We start from the raw sequence: 21,849 nt of genomic DNA, 5'->3' as shown, positions 1-21,849 counted from the left end.
CTGACGCTAACAGCACTTTGCTATATAACTGTGGTTAGGCTTCTATCTCACAAGTAAATTCTTTGGCCTAAAGTTAATACGATTTTCCTATAGCAATCCTAAATCATTCGTGAGAGAGAAAATCGCTGAAAGGCTTTAAAACACCCACTTTTAATCTCAGTGTTTTCTCACGTTTCAATTCTGATTGCTATATAAGCTTTAGTGTAATAAATTTAGCAGTTAATTATTATTTTGTCCTCACAAAATAATAGGATATTTTCAAAATCATTCTTGAGGATTAATACCTTTACAGAAAGATATAAAAATTTAGCTTCTACGAGTACACATAGACATAAAGAATGCTGATTTATCTAGCCAATAGTTATGATTGGGGTTAAATTCAAATTATTTAAGTACTCTTTTTAGATAATGTGGAGATAAAATTTACCATATATGCTGTTTGTCTATTTAACCTTTTAATTTCAGTGATGCCAAATAAGTAATCTAAAACCAATTGCATAAGTCTTGAGGAAATTATTTCACTGAAAATTTCTATCCTAAGGTATCATTGCTCATGCTACTGAATGTGTCACGATGAGCTACGCCCCGATAGAGGCGATCGCAACATGAATCAAAAACTCTTTTATGGCACAGACAGAAATTAACGATATATCGGCAGATAGCTCCTTAGTCGATCCTGAAAAAGACCTGCTAGGAAATGCGAACTTTGCCAAGCATCTAGCAGACAGCATTTGTAAAATGAGCTTTCCTGAAGGTTTCATTATTGCAGTTTACGGTTCTTGGAACTCTGGCAAATCTACATTATTAAACTTTGTAGTTCACTATCTTCAGCAAAAGCCAGAGGAGGAGAAACCAATCATCATTCCTTTTAATCCCTGGTTATTCTCTGGACACGAAAATATTACAAGGCGCTTTTTTGACCAATTAAAAAACGTTTTAAGCAAAGAGTCATCTGTGCCAAAAGGTTTGAGGGAGAGAGTAGCTGATTTTGCCGCCATTATTTCAGATATTCCTCTACCTTATGCTCAAACTGGCAAGGCATTAGCAGCATTATTGGACGATAGGGACAAGGAAGCTGGCGAATTAAAAGAAGAAGTAGAAGACACGCTAGTACAGCAGCAGAGGCGAATAGTTGTAACAATTGATGATATCGATCGGTTGGCTGCGGAAGATATCAAGCAGTTATTTCGTATTTTTAAAGCAATGCGAAATTTTACTAATCTTGTCTATCTTCTGGTTTTTGATAAAGAAATTGTCATGAGAAAAATTGCAGATACTAAAGAAATATCTGAAGAAACATACTTAGAAAAAATTATTCAAGTTAGTTTTGAGTTACCTATTGCTGATAAAAACTCACTCCGCAGGCTGCTTTTTGAAAAGCTCGATAATATATTTGCGGAAACTCCAAAACAACAAATAAACCAAAGTCGCTGGGGTGATATTTACTTTCAAGGAATAGAACACTTTATTACTAACATCCGCGATATTACTCGTTTTATTAATACTTTAACGGTGACGTATCCAGCAGTAAAAGATGAAGTAAATCCTGTTGATTTCCTTGCCATTGAGTCTTTGCGAGTCTTTTGTCCAAAAGTTTATAGTATAATCCATCAAAATCCTCATATTTTTGTAGGAGAGATAAACCTTTCAATAGACGAACTCAAGAATCTTCTGAATACTTGGATTGCTCAACTGCGAGATGAAGACAAGCAGCCTATTAAAAACCTGCTAATGCACCTTTTCCCTAAATTAAAATTCATTTTGGGTAATACTTCTCTAGATGAAAAGCAATTGGAATGGCGCGAACAGCTACGTGTGTGTAGTTTAGAAATATTTCCTATTTACTTTCGTCTGTCGTTATCAGCAAGTGAATTGTCTAATATTCAGATAAAAATTATCCTTGGTTTGGTTGAAAATAGAGAGAAGTTTAGAAATTCTTTGATAGAACTTACTAAACAAAAGCTTCCAAACGGCACAACGCAAGCCAGGGTGTTTATAGAACAGCTAGAAAATTCCACTGAAGAAATTCCTGTAAATTACATCCCTTCAGTTGTAGAAGCTTTGTTTGATGTCAGCGAGCAATTATTATCTCAAGATGATGAATCTCATAGCATTCTTGCTTTTAGCAATGAAGTTATTATTAGTCGTTGTATCTCTCAACTCTTGCGTCAAATTAATGAAACATCACGGTTTGAGTTGCTAAAAAAAGTAATTACCCAAGGGAAAGCGTTACCAATAATTAATCATGAAATTGCAATACTAAAAGAGCAACAAAGTCAATATGGTACAGATAAATCTAACTATGAAGAGAAATGGCTTGTGAACGCACAGCACCTTAAAGAACTAGAAGAAATGACTACAAGAATATAGGTAAAAACTGATACTAGCTATAAATAATATGAACTCTGGATTTATTTATAGTGTTTCTTGGTTGCGTACAATAAAGTGGGTTAAAAATAAATTTACTTCTTGGTGATAAAAATACTACTACTAGATATATAAATATTCTATAACCCACGAAAGATTTAGATATCTTCAGCACTTTCTAATATCAGGGAATATACTTTAATCCCCCCATTGCACTCATGGAATCGTATGACGTTGTAATTATTGGCGCTGGTCATAATGGCTTAGTTTGTGCTGGCTACTTACTAAAAGCTGGTTACAGCGTTCTGTTATTAGAAGGGCGATCGCTCCCCGGCGGCGGTTCTACAACTGAAGAACTTATGCCTGATGAAGCACCTGGTTTTAAATTTAGTCCTTGCGCCATTAACCATCTGTTTATTTTCTTAGGGCCAGTCATCCAAGAGTTGGAACTGCATAAGTACGGCTTGGAATATCTTAGCTGCGATCCAGTTGCCTTTTGCCCTCATCCAGATGGGAAGTACTTCTTAGCTCACAAATCCGTGGAAAAGACTTGTGCGGAAATTGCCCGTTACAGTCAGCGTGATGCCCAAAAATACGCTGAATATGCCGATTTTTGGCAGCGCTTTATCACAGGGATTGCTCCTTTGTTCAATGCACCACCCAAATCAATTGTTGATATTGCTGGTAATTACAATCTCAATAGTCTGCAAGACTTATTTTCCCTTCTAGGTGGCTCTAACACAACCCTTGATTTACTGCGTACCTTACTCAGCAGTGCCACAGATAATATTAACGAGTACTTCGATTCTGAGTTTGTCAAAGCACCTCTGGCTAGACTCTCAGCCGAACTAAGTTCCCCTCCCTCACAAAAAGCTATGTCCTTTGGGGCGATGATGATGATGTTACGTCATAATCCCGGTATGGCAAGACCGCGTGGTGGTAGTGGTGGACTTGTGGAAGCTTTGGTGAAAATGGTAAAAAGTGAAGGTGGTACGATTCTCACCGACCAAAAGGTAGAAAAAGTATTGGTAGATAATGGTAAAGCAGTTGGTGTGCGGGTTGCTGGTGGCAAAGAATATCGTGCGAATAAAGGTGTAATTTCAAGTATTGATGCCAAGCGCCTATTCTTGCAACTAATGGATAGTAGCGATGTCGATAATGCCGATAACAACTTGCGCGAAAGGTTAGACCGCCGCATCGTCAACAACAATGAAACCATCCTCAAAATTGATTGTGCTTTATCTGAACCGTTGCGCTTTGTCCACCACAATCATCAAGATAACTATCTGATGGGTTCTATTCTGATTGCTGATTCCGTAAATCATGTGGAACAAGCTCATAGTCTGATTACTCTGGGTAAAATTCCTGATGAAGACCCATCGATGTATGTGGTAATGCCTACCGGACTCGATCCATCAATGGCACCAGAAGGCAAGCATACATTATGGATAGAGTTTTTTGCACCTTATCAAATTGCTGGTGCAGACGGTACAGGTTTAAAAGGTACGGGTTGGACAGATGAACTGAAAAACAAAGTTGCAGACAAAGTGATTAATAAACTCGCGCAGTATTCGCCCAATCTGCAACATTCAATCATCGCCCGTCATGTAGAAAGTCCGGCTGAGTTGGGAGAACGGTTAGGGACTTACAAAGGTAATTATTACCACATCGATATGACTTTAGAGCAGATGCTTTGCTTCCGTCCGTTGCCGGAATTAGCTAACTATAAAACACCAATTGATAACTTGTATCTTACTGGTGCTGGAACTCATCCGGGTGGTTCAATTTCTGGTTTGCCGGGACGCAATTGTGCGCGTGTGTTTTTGCATAATGAGCAACCCATCGCCCAGAAAATCAAGGAAGCCGGAGGTTCAATCAAATCTGCTCTTACATCTGTCTTAAGGAGTGAATCAGACTAAGAGACTGTTGATAAAAAAAGTAAATAGCATTAGGAGATTGCGTCATTTGAAAGTTGATTCTGAAATAGTGAAACGGCTACAGATGAAGTTTGGTAAGCTTTTTGGTGCAAGTTACTAATGCTTTTTAGTCAAAACTATCAAAAGTCTAGACAATGCCCTGAGATACTTCCCGTGACGCTTTCAGATTCCCCAATAGACAGAGAACTGAAACCGTAATAGTAACTAATATGTGGATGTAGGAAAGTTATTAAAGAATATTTGCAATGGCAACTGAAACTAACAAAGTGGTTGAATTATCTACTGAAGCTAAAGCCTATAACGGTGTCGATCGCAATGCTTGGATTTTTGGATGGAATCCGCAACAAGAGTTGTGGAATGGGCGTTTAGCGATGATTGGCTTTATTTCTTACGTACTTTGGGATTTAGCTGGTTATAGCTTAGTGCGTGACGTACTCCACTTGGTTCGCTAATTCTTCACTGATGAATTATCCCCCCTTGGGGAAAGAATTCAAGAAATAACAATTTAGGAGCGTTGTAATAAACCTACTCGTGAATTAGAGTCTAATACCGAGGTTATATATGGACGCACGAATACAATAATCTAAAGGAGAAAAATATGATAACTAAAAACACAATACATGCATTAGGAGTATTTGCAAATTCTCAAGGAATAGAGCAGGCAATTAATGAATTGAAAACTGCAAATTTTCCTATGGAACAACTTTCTGTTATTGCTAAAGATGTAGAGCAAGGTGAAAACTTAGGTGAGGCGCAGATAAGCGATCGCATTGGCGATCGAGATGTCGATACAACTGGAGCCGTAGGAGACACACTGACAGCAGCTACTTGGGGTAGCGTGTTAGTTGGTTTGAGTAGTTTGGCACTTCCCGGTTTAGGAGCAGTACTCGCAGCAGGTTCCGTAGGTGTAGCACTAGTCAGTAGCGTGGCAGGTGTTGCTGTGGGAGCCGCAGCAAATCAGAATTTACTGAAGGCATTAGGCGATTTAGGTATTCCTGAAGAAAGAGCCAGAGTTTATAGCGATCGCCTCCAACAGAGTTATTATTTGCTCATACTAGAAGGCTCAGAAGAAGAAATTCATCGCGTTGAACCCATATTACGCGATCGGGGTATTGAATATTGGGGCGTTTATAATTCTCCGCAGGCTTCAAATGGTGGGGCAAATTAGCGTTTTTTTCAAACATTTCAAACATCCTCTTAGGTACGATCTATTGGCTCGAAGAAAAACAGATGTGAGAAGGAATTTGCGAGATGCTTGAGATGCCGATTTGAAATCAGGCCCATGAAAGTTATACCAATTTGAAAAAAGAATGCGACAGATACATACGGACATACCTTTGTTCTGTCTGACTTTCTTAATGCATGAATTTTTAATTTTGAATTGGTATTAGGTTCAATTACATCTAGTTATTTCTACCTTTTTTATTAATCCTAAAGTTAGATGTAATTTTTCGGATTCAAGGCAAAATTGTAATAAATAATCAAACAGGATAAAACCATGAAAACTGACAACATAAACAATTCTAACAACACCGAACGGACAACACTTGAAGGTGGAAGCAAAGAAGCTCTAAATCAAAAAACCTCTATCCAATTTGTACTTAGCATAACTTTGGGAGTATTAACAATTGTTCTAGTTGCTGCAAGTGCTTATTACGGAGTTATTCGGTTTTAATCCGATTTATATAAAGTAAGAAGTTTTGGTTTTTTTGAGCGCATTAAATAATTTCAAATATAACAAGATCCTCAGCAAAATGTATGGCGGTGCTTTTAGTTTATCAAAAGCCCTTATTGGGTTAAAAGCACTGTCATACTTTTCTTATGATGGAGGAACAGTTCTAGTTTTGGCAAATAAGCTGTTCCACATTTAACTTGCATATATTGGGCGGGCGAGACGCCATTGGTGTCAACTTAACGTAAAACCGATGTCCCGCAAGGAACTTCAGTTCCTTGCTCATAGCAAAAGTCATCTAAAAGATGACTAAATATCCCGGAAAATCTTTAGTCATCTTTAGATGACTTGAGCTGTTAGCCTGGAACTTTAGTTCTAGGCGGGTGATGAAGCCAACAGTGAAGCCATTTCTAGCTTAAGTTGACACGTATGGCGAGACTACGATTGTATTGTAAAAAACTTATCTATTGAGGGATGTTTGAGTTTAGAATTTCTAACAAAATACAAATATAATCTAGTAGTGATTGATTGAAGAAACGCTTAAGCCTCTAAATTAGAGATTTAAAAATAACCTTTTTATAAGTAGGAGTATTGATGAGTTTACCAGTTAAAGAAATTGTGTTAATGCCAGGAGAAGGTAATCATCTAACTACTGGTAATAGCGAAATAACATTTAAAGTAGTTGGTGCTGATACTCATGGTCACTTGGGATTGTTTGAAAACTTAATACAACCAGGTGGAACTGCCCCGGTACTGCATATTCATCGACAAATGGAAGAAATGTTTTATGTATTAGAAGGAGAAGTAGAAATTCAAGTTGGAAATCAGATAGTGCAGGGACAACCAGGGGCATTTGTATTAGTTCCACGTAATACGCCTCATACATTCGCTAATCGAGGAACTCAGCCTGCAAAACTATTAATCATGTTTTGTCCAGCAGGAGAACGCGAAAAGTATTTTGAAGGGTTAGCCGAACTGCTCAAGGAAGGACAGACTCAAGACCGAAATGCTCTTGTAGAATTGATGCGAAAATTCGATCAGGAGCCAGTAGAGATTTAATTCTTGGCGGTGTTATATCATGTGCGCTTGATTGCTTATTAAACCCGAAGAACCCCACCCCGCCAAAGCTGTGCTTTGTCTCCCCTCCCGAAAAGCGGGGAGGGGTTGGGGGTGCGGTTCTTTTATTATGGGTAATTTGGCGGACATGATATTACTTGAAAGTATGAACCGAAGAAGAACAACACTCAATACGGTTCGGTTAAAGGGGAAAGGGGAAAGGGAAAAGGTATTGGTTTTGAATATCTTAGTGGCATTCCTGTCTTATATGTGCAGCCTGAACGAGAGCTAGAAAAAGTTTTTGATTACTGGGATCGAGAATTGAAAGCTCAGGATGCCATTGTACACCGATTGCCCAAGGATGATGTTCGTGCTCCACAGCTTCAATAACTCCATCATCCCAGGCATGAGCAACAACCCGCCAACCAGGCGGTACTTTATCTACTGCTTGATGATGCCAAGAAACTACAGATATGCGAAAATTCTGTAAACACTCAGCTAAAAGGCTCTCTCCATCTATCGTGACGAGATGTTCTGTATGTAAACGTCGTCCAGGTTCAGGCTCTAGACGATGTAATGCAGATGTACCGTAAACATCTGGAATGTGAGGAATTAGAGTACCTCCACTGGCAACGATGAGAATTTGTAAACCCCGACAAATACCTAATATCGGCAAATGACGTTCAAGAGCTAACTTGCCAAGCTGCAATTCAAAAGCATCACGTTCGCGATCGACAGAATAAATAGTCGGATGAGCAAAACCATTGTAGCAAGCAGGGTGAATATCTCCACCACCAGAGATGATTAAACCATCCAAAGAATCTAAAAGTATTCCAAGTTCAATTTCTCCTGGTGGTAATAATATGGGAATGCCACCTGCTTTACGGACTGCATCTATATATTCGCTTGGCAGAGAAAATGGTAATGCTGCAAGGCGACCGTAAGTTGTAATTCCAATCAATGGTTTTCGATATTTTCTACTCATCATTCCTCAAATAAACGATCGCCTTTATGTAAACGATAAGCGATTTGATAGGTTTGTGCTTGCGATCGCATTGTGGGAGAATGGGCTGCTAGATACCGAGCAGCAGCAACTAATACATGAACCCCAGCAGGAGTGTCACCTAATAGGGAATACTGACGAAAAGCGGCTTCTATTTCTTGAATAACATGAAAATCACGGTTTTCTCTGAGCATCATTTTTCCTAGCATTGCCATCAGTCTTTCAGGCTTGCCACCACTATATAAATAATTAGCCACTAATTGACCTGTCTGGTTAACTTGCTGTTGACGATTTAATAAATCAGGTAGCTGCTGGAGCAATTCTTCGGGATTTGGAACGGAGTCTTTGGGTTCTGGAAGTCGTGCTGGTGGTACATTCAAAAAACGATTCAAATAAACACTCATCGCCGCATCAAACACCCCTCTGAGTAGTTCTACTGTTGGCACTCGTCGTAAGCCTTGATGCACAGCGTTTGCAAAAGTGAATGGATGATGTGCGGAATTCCAATCTCCAAAGTCATTGTTAGTATTAAAACGAGCTACACGCAATGCCGCCGTATAAGTAACTACACTTGCTAATTGTTCTTCTGTACATCCAGCTTGTAGGGCATTCAGTAGCGAGTCGGCGATCGCTTGTGGGTCTTCACCTAATAAGATTGGTATTAATTGCTCCGAGTTTGCCCAAGTTCCTCGTTGAGATTTTCCCGCATTTAAAACATTGGGTAATTGCTCAAAAGCCGACTCTAATATTGCTACCAAATCTACAGGGTAGCGCCAGGAATTAGATTCTTCCATCCGGGATGCACTAGCTAAACCCGAAACTAAGCTAGGTAGAACAGATTCTGCTGCTTGCCAACCAACAATATCAAGTGCTTCCAGTGCTTTGTTAATAAAATCAAGGGTATGCCCAATGTCGAGATAACGATGATCTGTAGCCGATGAAAACAGCATATCCGCAACTTGCTCTAAATTAGCCCCTGAGCGAATCGCAGATACCAGACATCTTTGTGCGGCTTCAGCATCCCGTACCTCAATAAACTGACAAAACCAGCTTTTAAGAGTCGGAAAATCAACTGTAGAGTTGGGCAACGGCTGAACGACAAACAGAGGCGGCGCGCCTGCACTATCATTAGCGACTGCCGAAAGTCCGTGAAATAAAGCACGGGGTTTGTCTTCTTCATCGAGATAAGGTAAGAGATTGATCGTGCAGGTATGGATAGTTAAACCTGTACTCCAACCTGTTTTGTTGTAACGAGTGCCAAATTGTAGCCCGATTTGAAATGGTTCAGCCGGATTTACTCCTATATCTAACAGTGCGATCGTTGATTTGGCAATCACCAAGGAAATACTCTGCTCTAAACCATCTTCAAGGCGTTGGCGGTGGTGGGCATGAAAATTAACTGGCGGTGCTAAATTCACCCAAACTTCACCATCACGGATTTCTACAGGAAACGCCGGCACATCATCTGCCCAAGAGTCAAAGGTTCCACCACTAGCTATATCAAAGCGGGCATAATGCCAAGGGCAGGTAACAATACCATCTTTGCAAGTGCTACCGTGTAGGGGAAAACCCATGTGGGGACAACGGTTATCAATTGCATAAACTTTATTGTCTGAGTAAAACAAGACAATAGTATGCTTTTCTTTGCGGATTACCAAACTGCCTGCTGCCTGAACATCTGTAAGTTGAGCAACACGGGTATAATTGTCTTTCTTGGTCGTTTCTTTAAATATTTGAGTCATTTAATTTACACACAAGTAAATATCAAAAGCCTTGCTTCTACTCTGACAAATTTTTTCTTTTTTCGACCATTTGTACAATACTAATTTTTGTTAATATACTCGAAGCGACTGAGTACGTACTGCGACTACAAAGCGCATGACCGAATTTTGGCTGGTGATATCAAAGGTTGTCAGGTTTATTACTTAACTGACAAAATTAGCTGTGTTTCGCTGCACTAATATATACTCTGATTAACCTCTCATTCAAACTCCTATGAGCTGCGAACATTTAGATAATCTGACTGCGGAGACTCTGATTTCTAAAGCAAACTACCCAGTATTTCGTTGTGAAGAGTGTATCAAAATAAATAGTCGCTGGGTACATCTCCGTATTTGTCAAAGTTGCGGTAAGATGCTGTGCTGTGATTCTTCTCTTCATCAACATGCCCGACGGCATTATGAAGAAACTGGACATTCAGTAATTAGCTCGGCTGAGTTAGGAGAACAGTGGTTATGGTGTTTTTTGGATGAGCAGGCAAAAAACTATTAAAGTGAGGCAATACAGGATCGAAAGAGTGCAGAGGAACTGGAGACGCTTGCAGTTTCAGGAAAAAGTAGCTCCTTCGGTGAGTGTTGAATCGCAGATGTTACAGATGATGAACTCTGACACCCTCAAGAGAGGGGATCGCCCTTTCAGGGAAACCGCTTTCAACTGTCGTTGAAAACCAGTATCATCCGAAATTTTATGCGAAGAATTATTATTGGGGTTATGGGTAGGGGAGAAAATGCGACAGCAAATGATTTACAAAATGCTTATATATTAGGTCAACTTATTGCTAAACAAGGATGGATTTTACTCACTGGTGGTAGAAATGTAGGGGTAATGGATGCAGTAAGTAAAGGTGCAAAATCTGCTGATGGTTTAACTATTGGTATTCTTCCAGGTAAGAATCAGGATGGTATGTCCTCTTGGGTAGATATTGCTATTTTCACAGACATGGGTAATTCTAGAAACAATATTAATGTTCTTAGCAGCGATTTGGTGATTGCTTGCGGTATAGGTGCAGGAACTGCTTCAGAAATTGCTCTAGCTTTGAAAGCAAATAAGCAAGTAATTTTGTTGAATAATGATGAAGAAAGTAAACTTTTCTTTAAAAAATTGTCGCCAGAAAATGTTTATATTGTGGAGAGTGTAGAGCGGGCGATCGCTACTGCCAAAACAATTTTATACTAATTGGTAAATCAGTAAATTCTTCTCACGTACATTAACTACAGCATATTTCAAGTGCATGAGGTACAAATTCACTGGTTTTGAGGCAGGAGGCCTACTGTATAGACACAAGTCTGAAATAGCAACTAGCCTTTTACCCCACCCTAACCCTCCCCGTATGTATTGGGGAGGGAACTAAATTCTCTTGTTTCCCCCCTTCACAAGGGGGGATTAAGGGGGGTAATTCGATTTGTGTGTACACCGTAGCCTTATAAAGGGGAGGGAACTAGATTCTCTTGTTTCCCCCCTTCACAAGGGGGGATTAAGGGGGGTAATTCGATTTGTGTGTACACCGTAGCCTTATAAAGGGGAGGGAACTAGATTCTCTTGTTTCCCCCCTTCACAAGGGGGGATTAAGGGGGGGTAATTCGACTTATGTGTACACCGTAGCCTTATAAAGGGGAGGGAACGAGATTCTCTTGTTTCCCCCCTTCACAAGGGGGGATTAAGGGGGGTAATTCGATTTGTGTTATAGAGCGATCGTACCGGGAATAAGCGATCGCAACTCATATAGTATTTCTCTATCCTTTTCTGCTCAAATTTGTAGTTCACCTTGTCACAAACACAAACTAGCCTATAATCGATAGATTTGGTAATCTGATGTCTGTCTATGCCTGCTAACACTACTGATTTAGAAAAACGCCTATGGGAAGCAGCAGATGAGTTACGCGCTAACTCTAGGCTAAAGTCCAGTGAGTATTCCATCCCGGTACTGGGGTTAATTTTCTTGCGCTACGCTGACTGGAAATTTACCCATGCTGAGGAGGAACTGAAAAATATAGGTAGTAGAAGACGTGGAATTACCAAAGCAGACTACCAAGCAAAGGGTGTCATGTATCTGCCTGATGCTGCCAGATTCTCTACACTGTTGAACTTACCAGGAGGGGCAGATATTGGCAAGGCAATCAATGATGCCATGCGTGCCATTGAAGCGGAAAATGAAGAATTAAAGGATATTCTCCCCAAAACTTACAATCGCCTCGAAAACGATCTGTTATTTGACTTGCTGAAGAATTTTAACAAAGTCGAATTAGGAACAGATTTATCAGGTGATGCTTTCGGGAAGATTTATGAATACTTCCTGGGTAAATTTGCCATGAGTGAGGGACAGAAGGGAGGAGAATTTTTTACTCCTACTTCTGTAGTGAAATTAATTGTCGAAGTGATTGAACCTTATCATGGACGAATTTATGACCCTGCTTGTGGTAGTGGTGGTATGTTTATTCAAAGTGCATCTTTTGTAGAAAAACATAAGAAGAACCCAAGTACAGAAATTAGTATTTATGGGCAAGAAAAAGTAGGTGAAACTGTCCGCTTGTGCAGGATGAACTTGGCAGTACATGGACTTGCAGGAGATATTCGCCAGAGCAATACTTATTATGAAGACATTCACAAGTCAGTAAACAAGTTTGACTTTATGATGGCAAACCCACCTTTTAATGTTGATAAGGTGGACAAAGAAAAAATCAAAGGAGATCCGCGTGTTAGCAAGTTTGGAATGCCGAAAGCAGATAATGCTAATTACTTATGGATTCATTTTTTTTGGAGTGCATTAAATGAAACAGGTAGAGCAGGATTTGTGATGGCGAATTCTGCCAGTGATGCGCGAGGTACAGAGTTAGAGATTCGGCAGAAACTTATCCAATCCCATGCAGTGGATGTGATGATTGCTGTTGGTTCTAATTTTTTCTACACTGTGACTTTACCCTGTACCCTGTGGTTTTTGGATAAGGGGAAAGTAGATACTATCCGCAGAGATAAGGTATTATTTCTTGATGCTAGGCACATTTACCGTCAAATTGACCGCGCCCATCGGGAGTTTAGCACAGAGCAAATTGAATTTTTGGCGAATATTGTCAGGTTGTACAGAAGTGAAGCAGTAGAGACAAGCAATGGTAGCCAAGCATTGCTGGCGGAGAAATTCCCGCAAGGACAATATATTGATGTACCTGGACTTTGTAAGGTAGCAACTTTAGAAGAAATCGCCGCGCAGGGATGGAGTTTAAACCCTGGACGTTATGTGGGTGTTGCGGAACGAGTAGTGGATGATTTTGATTTTGCTGAGAAGTTGGAAGAGTTGAATGAGGAATTGGAAGTTTTGAATCTGGAAGCGAGGGAATTAGAAGAGAGAATTGCTGAGAATGTGGCGAAACTGTTAGAACAAAGTTAATGCGTCCCTTCTTTTAGTTGAGGTAATAGTTATGAATATCACACTTAAGGCAGAAATCGAGAAATTTATTCAAGCGCAAATTGCTACAGGTAGATATGCAAATGCTGAGGAAGTGATTAGTCAAGCATTGAAATTGCTGGAAAAACAGGATAAGGAGTATCAGGAATGGGTAGAAGAAACTCGGCAAAAAGTTGATGTTGCAATTGCAGAACTTGAGCGTGGTGAAGGTTTAGATGGTGAAACTGTAGTAATGCAAATACTCGACAGATTCCAAAAAGCGCGTGAGGGTCAGGAATGAGTAATTACATTATCGCACCATCTGCAAGTCGAGATTTAAACGAAATTGCTGATTACTTTCTTACCAGAAATCTGGAAGCAGGAGAAAAGTTATTTAGAGAATTTAATAAAAAGTGCCAAAATTTAGCCAACTTCCCCAGCATGGGACGTAGTTATGCTCATATTAAACCCTAATTGCGTGGTTTACCTTTAGATGGATATGTAATTCTTTATCAAGTTCTTGATGATGGGGTGGAAATTTTGCGTGTGGTGAGTGGTAATCGAAATTTGGAGTCTTTGTTTGCAGATAATGAGTAAAACAGTGTTTAATTCTTGGCTCAGAGTTCCAATTGAAAGTGTTTGTTTAGGTATTTATGATGGCCCACATGCTACTCCGAAACCCACTAATGCTGGAGCAATATATTTAGGAATTAAAAATCTGACAGAAGATGGGAAATTAGATTTATCGGAAATTAGATATATCTCTGAGGAAGAATTTACTAAATGGATTAAGCGAGTTCTTCCTCAACAAGGCGATATCGTAAAAAAACCAGCGATCGCCCGGCGTTTTTTTTTGTAACTTTTTTACCAATTCTCAATTAATTGTAGCGATCGCCTTTGTGATGCCCAGTTAGCTAAACTTATACATAGCAAGCTTTTTGCGCTTTACTATCCATCGAACTCACGTTGTTTTAGATGTTGAAGACGAATAGTAAAGTCACTTTGATAATGATAAAAGGAACAAATCAACTATCATAAAAGCCAAGTTATAGCTAAAACCTCCCCAAGTCATGATAGTGACTTGGAGAGTTTTATACAAAACAAACGACATTGAAAATCAACGCTGTAAGTGAAACAATAAAATTTAATTGTCCACCAGAAGCTAAAAAGAATACCAGCTAATTGAAGTCTCAACTAGAAAAGTCCGTTATTATGACAAATCATACTAAAAATTATCTGCCTAATAACGTGAGAAATCGAACTATTTTTGGTTAAGATGAAATTATGCAATTCGTCGGATTTTTAGTTGTATAAGATTTTAAAATTCTCAATTAAGGTGTACTATTGAATTGCTATTGAGCAACGAGGATCAGAGGCGCGACTTTTATCAAAAATGAAATAAGCATTAATTTCTTCATTACCTTGTACGTAGTAGGGACCACCTAAGTAATGTTGCTGGTTATCTTGGATAGCAGCATCTCCGGTACTGTATTTTAAGTCCGATCCAGGTCTGGAAGCAATGTAATCAACATTTGCGCGATTACCACCGTCATTACTTCCCTTGTCAATTTGATAGTTGATTCTGTTTACGAAACTTATTTTTCCGGTTGATGAGTTTGTCTCGTAATCGATTATAATTCTGCCTGTAAAACCGTCTGCTCTACATAAATGGGTTCGGATAACGGCATCAGCAGTAGTTGGAGTTAAAGCAATGCCACTACAAGTAACAGCCATAACCGCAGTACCAATAACAAAACGGTTTGTTGTTTTTCTAATTTGACGACCAGTCAAAGTATTAAACATTTTTGCCTTCCTTTTTGATGTAAGCGTTTAGGGGGACAAAGTTAATAGGTTTTTCGGCACAATCAAGTCCATAAAATTGACGAAACGATGCTAAATCATTTGATTAAATGACTTGAACTCCTTATTTCTCGTTATCCTTTATTTCTCCATAAAAACACACTCAATTTACGCAAAATCTGCTCAATATTGTGTATTATACAGCCCTCAAAATATTTTTATATTTAAATAATAACTTGATATTTGATAGCTAAAACAATTGATTAACAATCTTTTATATTATGTTTATGCTAAGTAACATAAAAGTAATTAACACTACTGAGTTAATGACAGAACTTACGCATTGACAAAAAAGATAATAAATGTGATATAGGAAATCAGAAAATAATAGGCGATCGCTAGTCAGCAGGGGACTGGAAAGACGGATAATTTACACTGTCTCTATTGAGGATATGGGCAATCAGAGCGACAACCAAGCCATCGACCGCCAAGTGTGATCTGAACACTTATACTCTGTTTCTACTGGCAGAATCAAAATATCCAGGCTGCACACGTTTGGCAGATATCATGGAAGATTTGTCACATGATAGTGTCAACAGATTTTTGCTGCGTGAGCGATATGAGCCAAGGGATTTATTTGATGAAGTCAAGCCATATATCAATTTAATAGATGGCACATTAAGTGCAGATGATACAGTAATTGACAAGCCTCATACTAACCCAAAACTTACAGAATTACTTGGTTATATTTATTCTGGAAGACATCATCGTACAGTTAAAGGAATTCAGCTAATTACCTTGTATTACACGGATTTATCAGGTAAGTCTGTACCTGTAAATTATCGCATTTATAACAAACATGATGGTCAAACAAAAAATGATTATTTACGAGAAATGATTACTGAAGTTTTGGAGTGGGGTCTGAAGCCAAAGGCAATAACTACTGATGCTTGGTATTCAAGCCGAAAAAACCTAAAATTCTTTAAAAACAAGGAATTAGAGTTTTTAACTGGGATAGCCAAGAATCGCTTATGTTCTGTTGATGGTAAAAATTATACCCAAGTTCAAAACATAGAAATTCCAGAGAACGGTTTAATAGTGCATCTGAAAAAGTTTGGACAAGTGAAAGTATTCCGGCGAATTTTCAAAAACGAAATTCCCAGATATTACGTCATATATGTGCCTGAAAAAGATGCACTATTTTTAATTTATCTCGTCGAGTTTAAGGAATTACATTCGATTCATTGGGGAATTGAATGTTACCATCGAGCCATCAAACAAGTGTGTGGAATTGAGCTATTCATGGTGAGGACATCTGAGGCAATTAAAACTCACTTTTTTAGTGCTATGCGTGCCTTCACACAACTAGAATTAATGCGAACTGAGGAGTTAATTGAAAACTGGTATGAAGTCCAGAGAAATTTGTCTCTTCAGGTGGCTCGTGACTTCATTCTGGAACATCTTGAACAAAAGATGGGCTTGATTACACATAGTCAGATTCCTGTCAATGCGTAAGTTCTGTAAGTAACAGATACCTAAAAGTCGTTTTGAGGTACCTAAAAGTCGTTTTGAGGTACCTAAAAGTCGTTTTGAGGTACTTCAAAGTCGTTTTGAGGTACCTAAAAGTCGTTTTGAGGTACCTAAAAGTCGTTTTGGGGTACCTAAAAGTCGTTTTGAGGTACCTAAAAGTCGTTTTGAGGTACTTCAAAGTCGTTTTGAGGTACCTAAAAGTCGTTTTGAGGTACCTAAAAGTCGTTTTGAAGTACCTAAAAGTTGTTTTGGAGTACTTCAAAGTTTGTCGCACTGCGATCTATCTGTGTAGATTGGGTTGAAGCTTTGCGACTGTGTATAAGAAAATCACCCCCTCCATCCCAACGCTGAACTTTTGAGTTAAAAATGGAGTAAATCGATACTCCATACCTATGCATCCACCTCACCCAGACTCAGAAGCAGCGCTAGAAAACTCCACCATAGAGCTATTCTCGCAACTACAATGGCAAACAGCCAACTGTTACCATGAAACCTTTGGTACAAACAGCACACTGGGTAGACAAACAAGGGATGAGGTAGTTTTAATTTCCAAACTCCAGTCAGCTTTACAAAACTTAAACTCTGACTTACCCACAGAAGCTATCCAACTGGCGATTGAAGAATTAACTCGTGACAGAAGCACCTTGAGTTTAGCCAATGCGAATGCAGAAATTTATCAACTCCTCAAGGATGGGGTAAAAGTCAGTTTCAAAAATGATGAGGGAGAAGACCAAGCAGAAACAGTTAAAGTCATAGACTGGAATCACCCAGAAAATAATAACTTTTTTCTCGCTTCCCAATTCTGGGTGACAGGAGAGATTTACACCAGAAGAACAGATTTAATCGGGTTCGTGAATGGTTTACCTCTAGTATTCATCGAACTCAAAGCACATCACCAACGCTTGGAACTTGCTTATAAAAATAATCTTACAGATTACAAGCAAACTATTCCGCAACTATTCTGGTACAACGCATTTATCATCCTCTCCAATGGCATAAAAAGTCGCATTGCTAGCTTAACTGCCAAATGGGAACATTTCGCTGAGTGGAAGAAGATAAACTCAGAAGGAGAAGAAGGGATAATTTCTCTAGACACAATTATTAGAGGTACTTGTGAACCTACCAAATTACTCGATATAGTTGAAAATTTTATCTTCTTCTACGCTGCCAAAGGCGCTTTAGTAAAAATCGTTGCTAAAAATCATCAATATTTAGGTGTTAACCAAGCAGTTACCGCAGTTGAGAAAATCAAAACCAATCAAGGAAAATTAGGAGTATTTTGGCATACCCAAGGTAGCGGTAAAAGTTACTCAATGGTTTTCTTCTCCCAAAAAGTGCTGCGTAAACTCTATGGAAACTGGACATTTGTCATTATTACCGACAGAGAAGATTTAGACGAACAAATCTATAAAAACTTTGCCTATGCTGGTGCTGTGACAGAAATCGAAAAAAATGTCCGCGCCAAAAGTGGAGAACACCTCAAACAACTTTTGCAAGAAGATCATCGCTACATTTTCACGATGATTCAAAAATTCCGCACCGAAAAAGGCGGAACCTATCCCATAATTTCAAATAGACCAGATATTATCGTCATTGCCGATGAAGCACATCGCAGTCAGTATGACACATTCGCGCTCAACATGAGGAATGCTTTACCTCATGCAGCATTCATTGGTTTCACTGGTACACCTTTAATGTTAGGAGAACAAGAAACTAAAAAAACCTTTGGTGATTACATCAGCATTTATAACTTCCGCCAATCAATAGAAGATAGCGCCACAGTTCCTCTCTACTACGAAAACCGCATTCCCGAATTGCAACTCACCAATGATGCACTCAATGAAGATATGGCAGAAATCATTGAATCTGCAACAATGGATGAGGAAGAAGAGGATAAATTAGCCAGACAATGTGCCAGAGAATATCAATTAATTACCAGAGATGACCGATTAGAAAAAATCGCTCAAGATATTGTCAGCCATTTACTAGGTAGAGGATACCAGGGTAAAGCAATGATTGTCAGCATTGACAGATTTACTGCTGTCAAAATGTACAACAAAGTTCAGCACCACTGGCAACAACACCTGCAACAATTAAAAAATCAACTTGCTGAATCTAATTTGAGCGAATTTGAACGCAAAAAATTATCAGTCACTATTAAATATATGGCAGAAACAGATATGGCAGTGGTCATATCTCAGTCTCAAAATGAAGTAGAAGCATTTAGGCAAAAACAATTAGCCCTTCGGCTCCGCTCAGGGCTAACGGTGAGCGAAGCCGAACCGTTAGACATTACGCCTCACCGTCAGAGGTTAGTGAGTGAATCTCCTGCACTGGATGAAAAATTCAAAGATGCATCTCATCCCCTACGGATCGTATTTGTCTGCGCTATGTGGATGACTGGATTTGATGTTCCCAGTTGTTCCACCATTTACTTAGACAAACCGATGAAGAACCATACTCTGATGCAAACCATCGCCAGAGCAAATCGTGTCTTCCCAGGTAAAGTCAATGGTTTAATTGTTGATTACATTGGTGTCTTCCGCGATTTACAGAAAGCACTAACTATTTATGGTTCTGCATCTGGTGGTGGTGTTGAAGAAGGAGATACTCCAGTTAAAGCAAAAACTGCTTTAGTGGCACAATTGAGAGAAGCGATCGCCCAAACCACAACATTCTGTACTCAAAAAGGCATTGATTTTGCTGTCTTGGAGTCAGCACAGGGTTTTGCACGCACCAAGTTTTGGGCAGATGCAGTGGAATCGATCGTTATTAATGATGATGCTAAAAAAACTTATCTTTCTCTAGCAGGTAACGTTAACAAACTCTACAAAGCGATTCTCCCAGATCCTACTGCTAATGAATTTACCGCGATCGATGCTCACTTGCAGACAATCAAAGACCAAATTCTCGCGGAAGTACCAGAAGTTGATGTCTCCGAAGTGATAGAACAAGTGGAGGAACTGTTGGATCTGTCCATCACTGCTGGAGAGTTTGTTATTCAGGAATCCCACTCTCAACGCATCGACTTAAGTCAAATCGACTTTGAAGCATTAAAAAATAAATTTACAAGTACTGACTACCAGAGAACAGAGACAGAAAAACTCAAAACTGCGATCGCCCAAAAACTCCAGCAAATGGTGAGGTTAAATAAAACTCGCATCAACTATCTGGATAAATTCCAGCAGATGATTGCAGAGTACAATGCTGACTCCCGTAACGTGCAGATATTCTTCAATGATTTGATTAACTTTGCTCAGGAATTGGGTGTTGAAGATAAAAGAGCGATCGCCAAAAATCTCACTGAAGAAGAACTAGCAATTTTTGATTTACTGACTAAACCAGAAATTCAACTGACTAAGCAAGAAGAACAGGAAGTCAAACAAGTTGCCAGAGAATTACTGAAAACTCTCAAACACGAGAAGTTAGTTTTGGATTGGAAGAAGAAACAGCAAACCAGAGCATCGGTGGAAGTGGCAATTAAGGATAATTTGGATAAGTTACCTCAGAGTTATTCTACTGAACTGTACGAACAGAAATGTCAGGAAGTTTATCAACACATTTATGAGAACTACTCTGGACAAAGGAGTATCTATGATGCTGGTTGAATACTGCAAAAGTTACTTTTATCAGATCGCCGTATTTTCTGATACAACACAATTGCTTTGTAGGCGATCGCCTATATTTACCCAAAATTACCTCAAAAATATTGAAAGGCTCTGGAAACAAGCCCTACAACAACTATTAAAAAAGGGCTATGAATTTATCTGTGGTAACTATTCTATTGCGGATGTTGCAACTTATCCGTGGGTAGCGATTTATGAATTTCTTGGTTTAACACTCGACAATTACCCAAATCTTAAACGCTGGGTGGAGATAGTGCAGCAACGTCCGGCTGTGCAACGCGGAATGCAAGTTCCTTTAATACAAGACCAGGGATAAGTCAACAAGGGTGATGATAAATTATTAAATAATTCAACCTGTTCTCATTCCCAAGCGTACTCATACTGCGAAGAAATAAATTGAACGGGTTTTTAGGCGATCGCATTATGTTACCAGTCCAAGAACAGTATTATCCAAGGCTTGATGCAATCAGGTGGCATTGAGACGAATTTGTGAAACGAGCAGCGTAATTGTTAAAAATAGGTAGAGATTACTAGGGCGTGCATATTAAATTTATGTTCTAAAGTTAGAAATAGGTTGATAAAATGCGCCTCTTAATTAAACCAAATCGGCAAACAAGGAATGTTGAAAATTTTAGTGACGGGTGCGACTGGGAATGTTGGCTGTGAGGTTATTCGCTTGCTACTATCCCACGATTGTCATGTCTGTGCCGCACTCAGAAATCCCGACAAAGCTCAACAAATATTAGGCAGCAACATTCATTGTGTCTGGTTCGATTTTATTAACCCCGACACGTGGGCAAGCGCTTTTGAAGGAGTCAACAAACTTTTTTTAGTACGTCCGCCTGCATTTGCCAATGTGAAGAGGCAATTTGCCCCAGTCCTAAATGCTGCAAAACTTGCAGGCGTTGAACATATCGTGTTTGTTTCAATACTAGGAGCCGAACACAACCGTTTTCTGCCACACTCCCAAATTGAACGCTATATCAACCAATTAGGTATTAAAGCTACCTTTTTACGCCCCAGCTTTTTTATGCAAAATCTTAATACCATACACAGAGAAGACATCAAAGTTCGTGGTGAATTGCTTCTGCCATCTGGTAATGGTAAAACCAGTTTTATTGATGTGCGCGATCTTGCTGCCGTTGCGGTACGTGCTTTGGTTGAAGATGGGCATTTGGGAAAAGCTTATGCGCTCACGGGTAGGGAAGCCTTGACTTACTATGAAGTAGCAGAAATTTTTACAGAAGTTTTGGGCAAACCAATTCGCTATACTTATCCCTCATTGCTGAAGTTTATTTGGCAAATGCGCGATCGCGGGCTGTCGTTGGACTTCATTTTTGTAATGGCAGCAATTTATACAACCGCTCGTTTAGGATTGGCAGGTGGCATTACACCAGATGTAGAGCAATTACTCGGTCGTCCGCCACTGACGATGCGGCAATATGTTGAGGATTATCGAAAGTTTTGGTTGTGAGAATATAGAGCGATCGCTCTTTATCGGCATCACTTTTTACCAATCAAATCCCGCTTCACAGCAAGAGTATATCACCCGCCGCAAATACTTCACTCGTTCTTCATTACTTTTTAAGAGATATCTAAACTCTCGAAGTGCGATCGCTCTTGACTGCTTCTTGGCAAGTAACGTTACTGCAATTAAACACTTTTAGTGTAAGTATACTGCACAAACAGTATCTTATCGC

At 39.3% G+C, this 21,849-nt stretch carries 20 protein-coding genes; 17 read left to right on the top strand and 3 right to left on the bottom strand.

Annotated features, from left to right (window positions below; all coding sequences use genetic code 11):
• Positions 1-624 precede the first annotated feature (624 nt).
• From RMZ42_RS19880 to RMZ42_RS19855, 6 genes are all read left to right on the top strand, one after another.
• The gene (locus tag RMZ42_RS19880) at positions 625-2,370 is read left to right on the top strand and encodes a KAP family NTPase (RefSeq protein WP_322673013.1); all 1,746 of its coding nucleotides are present in this window, start codon (positions 625-627) and stop codon (positions 2,368-2,370) included.
• A gap of 215 nt (positions 2,371-2,585) precedes the next feature.
• Positions 2,586-4,286 (top strand): beta-carotene ketolase CrtO, encoded by a 1,701-nt coding sequence (crtO, locus tag RMZ42_RS19875; RefSeq protein ID WP_322673012.1) that lies wholly within the window; start codon positions 2,586-2,588, stop codon positions 4,284-4,286.
• 263 nt (positions 4,287-4,549) lie between these two features.
• Positions 4,550-4,756 (top strand): high light inducible protein, encoded by a 207-nt coding sequence (locus RMZ42_RS19870; protein ID WP_322673011.1) that lies wholly within the window; start codon positions 4,550-4,552, stop codon positions 4,754-4,756.
• Between the two features lie 146 nt (positions 4,757-4,902).
• Positions 4,903-5,472 (top strand): hypothetical protein, encoded by a 570-nt coding sequence (locus RMZ42_RS19865; RefSeq protein WP_322673010.1) that lies wholly within the window; start codon positions 4,903-4,905, stop codon positions 5,470-5,472.
• Between the two features lie 330 nt (positions 5,473-5,802).
• Positions 5,803-5,979, top strand: coding sequence for a hypothetical protein (locus tag RMZ42_RS19860; protein WP_322673009.1), 177 nt, complete (start codon positions 5,803-5,805; stop codon positions 5,977-5,979).
• Between the two features lie 591 nt (positions 5,980-6,570).
• Positions 6,571-7,035: a cupin domain-containing protein gene (locus RMZ42_RS19855; protein WP_322673008.1), complete on the top strand. Its 465-nt coding sequence runs from the start codon at positions 6,571-6,573 to the stop codon at positions 7,033-7,035.
• 244 nt (positions 7,036-7,279) lie between these two features.
• Here the strand turns inward: RMZ42_RS19855 and RMZ42_RS19850 are convergent, their stop codons facing one another.
• A complete protein-coding gene (locus RMZ42_RS19850) occupies positions 7,280-8,020 on the bottom strand; it encodes a gamma-glutamyl-gamma-aminobutyrate hydrolase family protein (RefSeq protein ID WP_322673007.1) in 741 nt (246 codons plus the stop codon).
• Positions 8,017-9,777 (bottom strand): Rieske (2Fe-2S) protein, encoded by a 1,761-nt coding sequence (locus tag RMZ42_RS19845; protein WP_322673006.1) that lies wholly within the window; start codon positions 9,775-9,777, stop codon positions 8,017-8,019. Before RMZ42_RS19845 ends, RMZ42_RS19850 begins: the two co-directional genes overlap by 4 nt.
• A 253-nt stretch (positions 9,778-10,030) precedes the next feature.
• Here RMZ42_RS19845 and RMZ42_RS19840 point away from each other — a divergent pair, with 253 nt between their 5' ends.
• The 6 genes from RMZ42_RS19840 to RMZ42_RS19815 all read left to right on the top strand — a co-directional run bounded on the left by RMZ42_RS19840 (position 10,031) and on the right by RMZ42_RS19815 (position 14,052).
• Positions 10,031-10,306 (top strand): UBP-type zinc finger domain-containing protein, encoded by a 276-nt coding sequence (locus tag RMZ42_RS19840; protein WP_322673005.1) that lies wholly within the window; start codon positions 10,031-10,033, stop codon positions 10,304-10,306.
• 195 nt (positions 10,307-10,501) lie between these two features.
• Complete coding sequence (locus RMZ42_RS19835) at positions 10,502-10,990, top strand: TIGR00725 family protein (protein WP_322673004.1); 489 nt, start codon at positions 10,502-10,504, stop codon at positions 10,988-10,990.
• Between the two features lie 646 nt (positions 10,991-11,636).
• Complete coding sequence (locus RMZ42_RS19830) at positions 11,637-13,196, top strand: class I SAM-dependent DNA methyltransferase (protein ID WP_322673003.1); 1,560 nt, start codon at positions 11,637-11,639, stop codon at positions 13,194-13,196.
• A gap of 31 nt (positions 13,197-13,227) precedes the next feature.
• Positions 13,228-13,494 (top strand): type II toxin-antitoxin system ParD family antitoxin, encoded by a 267-nt coding sequence (locus tag RMZ42_RS19825; RefSeq protein ID WP_322673002.1) that lies wholly within the window; start codon positions 13,228-13,230, stop codon positions 13,492-13,494.
• On the top strand, positions 13,491-13,667 hold the full coding sequence (locus RMZ42_RS19820) for a type II toxin-antitoxin system RelE/ParE family toxin (protein ID WP_322673001.1): 177 nt from the start codon (positions 13,491-13,493) through the stop codon (positions 13,665-13,667). Before RMZ42_RS19825 ends, RMZ42_RS19820 begins: the two co-directional genes overlap by 4 nt.
• 127 nt (positions 13,668-13,794) lie before the next feature.
• Positions 13,795-14,052: a hypothetical protein gene (locus RMZ42_RS19815; RefSeq protein WP_322673000.1), complete on the top strand. Its 258-nt coding sequence runs from the start codon at positions 13,795-13,797 to the stop codon at positions 14,050-14,052.
• 482 nt (positions 14,053-14,534) lie between these two features.
• Here RMZ42_RS19815 and RMZ42_RS19810 read toward each other — a convergent pair whose 3' ends face one another.
• Positions 14,535-14,996 carry a hypothetical protein gene (locus tag RMZ42_RS19810; RefSeq protein ID WP_322672999.1) on the bottom strand — a complete coding sequence of 154 codons (462 nt, stop codon included), beginning with the start codon at positions 14,994-14,996 and terminating at the stop codon, positions 14,535-14,537.
• Positions 14,997-15,452: 456 nt separating this feature from the next.
• Between RMZ42_RS19810 and RMZ42_RS19805 the strand changes: the two genes are divergently transcribed.
• The 5 genes from RMZ42_RS19805 to RMZ42_RS19785 all read left to right on the top strand — a co-directional run bounded on the left by RMZ42_RS19805 (position 15,453) and on the right by RMZ42_RS19785 (position 21,816).
• Entirely contained in the window at positions 15,453-16,508 is a 1,056-nt protein-coding gene (locus RMZ42_RS19805; RefSeq protein WP_322673038.1) for a transposase, read from the top strand.
• A gap of 407 nt (positions 16,509-16,915) precedes the next feature.
• Complete coding sequence (locus tag RMZ42_RS19800) at positions 16,916-20,131, top strand: type I restriction endonuclease subunit R (RefSeq protein ID WP_322672998.1); 3,216 nt, start codon at positions 16,916-16,918, stop codon at positions 20,129-20,131.
• On the top strand, positions 20,118-20,465 hold the full coding sequence (locus tag RMZ42_RS19795; protein ID WP_322672997.1) for a glutathione binding-like protein: 348 nt from the start codon (positions 20,118-20,120) through the stop codon (positions 20,463-20,465). Before RMZ42_RS19800 ends, RMZ42_RS19795 begins: the two co-directional genes overlap by 14 nt.
• Positions 20,466-20,768: 303 nt before the next feature.
• Positions 20,769-21,623 (top strand): SDR family oxidoreductase, encoded by an 855-nt coding sequence (locus tag RMZ42_RS19790; protein ID WP_322672996.1) that lies wholly within the window; start codon positions 20,769-20,771, stop codon positions 21,621-21,623.
• Positions 21,592-21,816, top strand: coding sequence for a hypothetical protein (locus RMZ42_RS19785; RefSeq protein ID WP_322672995.1), 225 nt, complete (start codon positions 21,592-21,594; stop codon positions 21,814-21,816). Before RMZ42_RS19790 ends, RMZ42_RS19785 begins: the two co-directional genes overlap by 32 nt.
• Positions 21,817-21,849: the final 33 nt, after the last annotated feature.

Source organism: Nostoc sp. DedQUE05, from assembly GCF_034530955.1.
GTDB lineage: Bacteria > Cyanobacteriota > Cyanobacteriia > Cyanobacteriales > Nostocaceae > Nostoc.
This window is presented reverse-complemented; position numbering and strand designations above follow the sequence as displayed.